At 54.5% G+C, this 3,877-nt stretch carries 5 protein-coding genes and 1 pseudogene; 4 read left to right on the forward strand and 2 right to left on the reverse strand.

Features of this window, described 5'->3' with window-relative positions; genetic code table 11:
• The 4 genes from BN874_RS12030 to BN874_RS12045 all read left to right on the forward strand — a co-directional run.
• Window positions 1-639, forward strand: a 639-nt coding sequence (locus tag BN874_RS12030; RefSeq protein WP_034433645.1) for a recombinase family protein, incomplete at its 5' end; no start/stop codon positions are given.
• Window positions 632-832, forward strand: a complete 201-nt coding sequence (locus BN874_RS12035; RefSeq protein ID WP_034433637.1) for a ribbon-helix-helix domain-containing protein — start codon at window positions 632-634, stop codon at window positions 830-832. The genes BN874_RS12030 and BN874_RS12035, both read left to right, overlap by 8 nt.
• A gap of 370 nt (window positions 833-1,202) precedes the next feature.
• The gene (locus BN874_RS12040) at window positions 1,203-1,403 is read left to right on the forward strand and encodes a RelB antitoxin-like protein (RefSeq protein WP_034433639.1); all 201 of its coding nucleotides are present in this window, start codon (window positions 1,203-1,205) and stop codon (window positions 1,401-1,403) included.
• On the forward strand, window positions 1,378-1,632 hold the full coding sequence (locus tag BN874_RS12045) for a type II toxin-antitoxin system RelE family toxin (protein ID WP_034433641.1): 255 nt from the start codon (window positions 1,378-1,380) through the stop codon (window positions 1,630-1,632). The genes BN874_RS12040 and BN874_RS12045 overlap by 26 nt, the downstream gene beginning before the upstream one ends.
• Window positions 1,633-2,221: 589 nt before the next feature.
• Here the strand turns inward: BN874_RS12045 and BN874_RS25720 are convergent.
• Window positions 2,222-2,968 (reverse strand): hypothetical protein, encoded by a 747-nt coding sequence (locus BN874_RS25720; protein WP_034433643.1) that lies wholly within the window; start codon window positions 2,966-2,968, stop codon window positions 2,222-2,224.
• An 81-nt stretch (window positions 2,969-3,049) separates the two neighbouring features.
• Window positions 3,050-3,781: pseudogene (locus BN874_RS26475) on the reverse strand (S1 family peptidase); the annotation flags it as partial.
• Window positions 3,782-3,877 lie beyond the last annotated feature (96 nt).

Raw genomic sequence — 3,877 nt, forward strand, 5'->3', positions numbered from 1 at the left:
AGTACTCTCATGCAAGTCGAAGAGGGGCAGAGTTTGGAGGCGCAACGCGCCAAGATCGAAGCGTGGGCCGGCCTGAACGATTACGATCTAAAGGCGGTTCATCGGGACGCGGGCATCAGCGGTAAGAAGATTAAGAATCGTCCGGGGCTACAAGCCGCGCTCCAGGCGTGCGGTGCCGGCGATGTGTTGGTGGTGTACTCGTTGTCCCGGTTGTCCAGAAGTATTCGCGATACCTTGGACATCAGCGATCATCTGGACAAGACCGGCGCTGATTTAGTGTCGCTCTCCGAAAAGATTGATACCACCAGCGCCGCAGGCAAAATGGTGTTCCGCATGTTGTCGGTCATGGCCCAGTTTGAATCCGACCAGATTAGCGAACGAGTCACTTGGGGGATGCAGCACAAGAAGGCCCAGGGGGGTCGAGTCGGTACGGTGCCGTTTGGCTACCGGCTCGCGGCGGACGGCGCTACCTTGATCCCCGATGACACCGAGCAACACATTATTGCGGTCATTCGTGAACAGCGAAGTCTAGGGTTGTCGTTGCGCGCCATTGTGGCGCGGCTGCACGAGCGCGGGTACCAATCCAGAGCGGGCAAACCGTTGCAACTGACCCAAATCATGAGGATCGTGAATGGCTGACGAAGGGTCCACGACCGCCGCCCCATCGACGTTGATCACGCTGCGAATTTCCAAAGCCCTCATCAACCAGTTGGATGCGTGGGTTCGGGAACGGGCCTACAAAACCGGTCAGCGCGTCACGCGCAATGGGGCTATCGTTGAGCTGATTCAAACGGCCCTGCAAGAGCACCGCAAGGGGGAGGAGGCCGGATAAATTTTTATGTTTTCTAAGCGGGGGCGGTAGACCCACCCCCCAGACGATTCGCCAATGGGCGAAAGTCCAACATCCAACCCCCCGGAGGGGGGTGATAAAGGGGACCGATTTTGAGTTATTGCGGCACAAATCGAAGCTCATCGCGGGGCTGTGGGTGGGAACGCAAATGACAGGGTGGGAGTATGACGAGTCATGTCGGCATTTTCCTCGTGCATTCTCCATGAATACCGTTTCGTTCCATGAACATTTATGATCACACTGCACCCGAAGGAGTTCGGTGTTCGGCTACCCTTCCGTTCTGGACCACGAAAGACGGCTCGGCGCTGGACTCCTGCGTGTGCGATCTATTCCGTTCCAAGGAGCCACTCGCATGAACCTACACCCCCAGTATCTGACTACTCCGCAAGGTGAACGTATTGCGGTGCAATTGTCTCTCGAAGCTTATGAAGAACTCCTAGAGGACCTTGAGGATTTGGCGGCACTCGTTGAACGCCAAAATGAACCCGCCCTTGATTATGATGAAGTCCTTGCGGAGTTGAAGGCCGATGGCCTCCTATCATTTGAAGATTAAACCGTCAGCACGGCGTGAACTTCGTAAACTACCGCCACCCGTGATCGCTCGTCTGACCACAATTATTGAAGGATTGAAAGAGAATCCGTATCCGCAGGGCGCTAAGAAAATGGCAGGGGTGCAAGAGACCTGGCGCATTCGTGAAGGCGATTACCGGATCGTCTATCGGATTCTTGGGAATATCCTGACCATCGAAATCATCCGCATAGGTCATCGCCGAGAGGTTTAGGGGTCTGACAATCATGATTGTCAGACCCCAAGTCGCTTGAGGGTAAGGCGGTCGTGGCTCGCAATGCGTGGCAAGGAGGGCATCGTCAAGAGATGCGCGACATTGCCACCTGGTTGCGGGAGCAGCGAACGATGATCGAGAAAATGTAGAGGGCGGCGATTGGCGTCAAGTCCAGCCGGATGCTGGCGCAGTTGAGACGAATCCGGCTCCCTCAAACAGCGCCCTTTGAAGAACCAACCCCGTTCAAGACCAGTACACTTGCCGCCGATGCGGGTATGCCTTCTGGCGCGGCTGGTAAAACAACCCCCTCATGGAATATCTGCTACGAACCGATGCCCTGGCCTAGCCAGTCCAGGCTCCTACGTCCAAAAACGATAGTCAGCATTTCCCACAAGGGAAATCCTATTGGGCGTCACCGTCGCGCCCGCGTCAACTCCACAGAATCCATCAGTGCCATGCTGCATTGCGGAAAATCGGGAAAACTGTAACAGCGGGAAAGGCTCCCGATGAGATCGGCGGTGATAGCGGGGCTGGACTCAGGTCGGGATGCCGTTGAAAGACATCCCGACCGGATCAGGATAAATCCCGGTTACCACTTGCCCGCTACCGGCAAATCACCCGCTTGGCCGAAGCTACCGAAATAGCAGCGATCCACGTCGCAACCGTCCCATTGGCCGTTGCTGTTGTAGTCGAGGAACCAGGTGCCATTGCGGAACACCCCGACCTTGGCCTTGCCGTCGTCGTTCCAATCGCCCGCCGCCGGGAGATCGCCCGCTTGGCCGAAGCTGCCGTAGAGGCAGAGGTCCTGCCCGCCGTCCTGCTGACAGCCGTCCCATTGGCCGTTACCGTTATAGTCCAGATACCACGTCCCGGCGCGGAACACCCCGACTCCGGCTTGCAAACCGCCGTTCCAATTCCCTGCCACCGGCAGATCGCCGGCTTGGCCGAAGCTCAGGCACAGATCGGTGCCGCAGCCGTCCCAAGTTCCATTGCCGTTGGCATCCAGATACCACTGCCCGTTACGAAACACCCCGATTTTGGCAAAGCCGGTGCCGTTCCAGTCCCCGGCCACCGGCAGATCGCCGGGTGCGCCAAAGCCGCTGTAGCAGCCATCGACCGCACAGCCATCCCATTTCCGGTTGCCGTTGAGGTCGATGAACCATTCGCCCGTGCCAGAACGCAACACCCCGATGAAGCTCTTGCTGCCACCGTCCCAGTTGCCGGAGGCGGGCATGTCACCGGCCTGACCAAAGCCAGTGAAGCAGAACTCGGTACCGCAGCCGTCCCACGCGCCGTTGCCGTTGGCATCGAGGAACCATTGACCATCTCGAAACACGCCTAGAGTATCACTGATTAGACTGTTTGAACCTAGTTTATCTTGGACGAATTTCTGCAGGCTCGGACTGCTAAGATCGCTGTAAACTCCATAGATACCAGGTTTCGCACAACTATTACCCCAGCTCGCTATACCCATCTGTGTATATCGACCATTCTCTATCACCATTAGAGGACCTCCACTATCTCCTGTACAGGTATCTTTACCCCCTTGTGGGTATCCTGCACATATCATGGTGGAACTGAGCTGATTTGGATAGGTTTCTTTGCAAGTAACGAGATCAACAATGGGTAGGGTAACCTGCTGTAGAACACTGGGGTATTGATTACCTGCGGAGTCAGTACTGCCCCATCCGATAGCGATAGCATTTACACCAGCAGTAGCTTTTTGAACGGATAGAGCAACGACTGGGAAATTAATGGGGGTTGCTAACTCTAGTAAAGCTAAGTCAGAGCTAAGCGTAGTAGAGTTCCAGTTGGGATGGACCCATGTTTGTTTTACAGTGGCAACTGTACCCATATCCGTTTTAAGATTATAGAGACCCAGTACCACCTTGAAATCACTGATTTTCATATCGTATACGCAATGTGCAGCGGTTAGTACCCATTGTTGACCAACGAGTGAGCCACCGCAAAATTGGCCCTTATAATTGGAAGAACCATCTGCGTAAACTAGGGCGGCTATCCAAGGCCAAGCACCGGGTACGGCATCGGTTCCACCGATAATCCTTGGATTTAGTACGTCTGCGTGAATTGTAGAAAGCATTATATTTAAAACTATAGCAGTAACAAACACATAAACTCTTTTCTTCATGGGCAAGCAATCCTACACTAATATGGATATTGAGTAAGCAGCAGTTCCCGGTCTCTTGAAAAGCTCAATTTAATCAATGTATTATAGAAGGTGTTT

The organism is Candidatus Contendobacter odensis Run_B_J11 (assembly GCF_000531125.1).
In the GTDB taxonomy this organism is placed as follows: Bacteria; Pseudomonadota; Gammaproteobacteria; order Competibacterales; family Competibacteraceae; genus Contendibacter; species Contendibacter odensensis.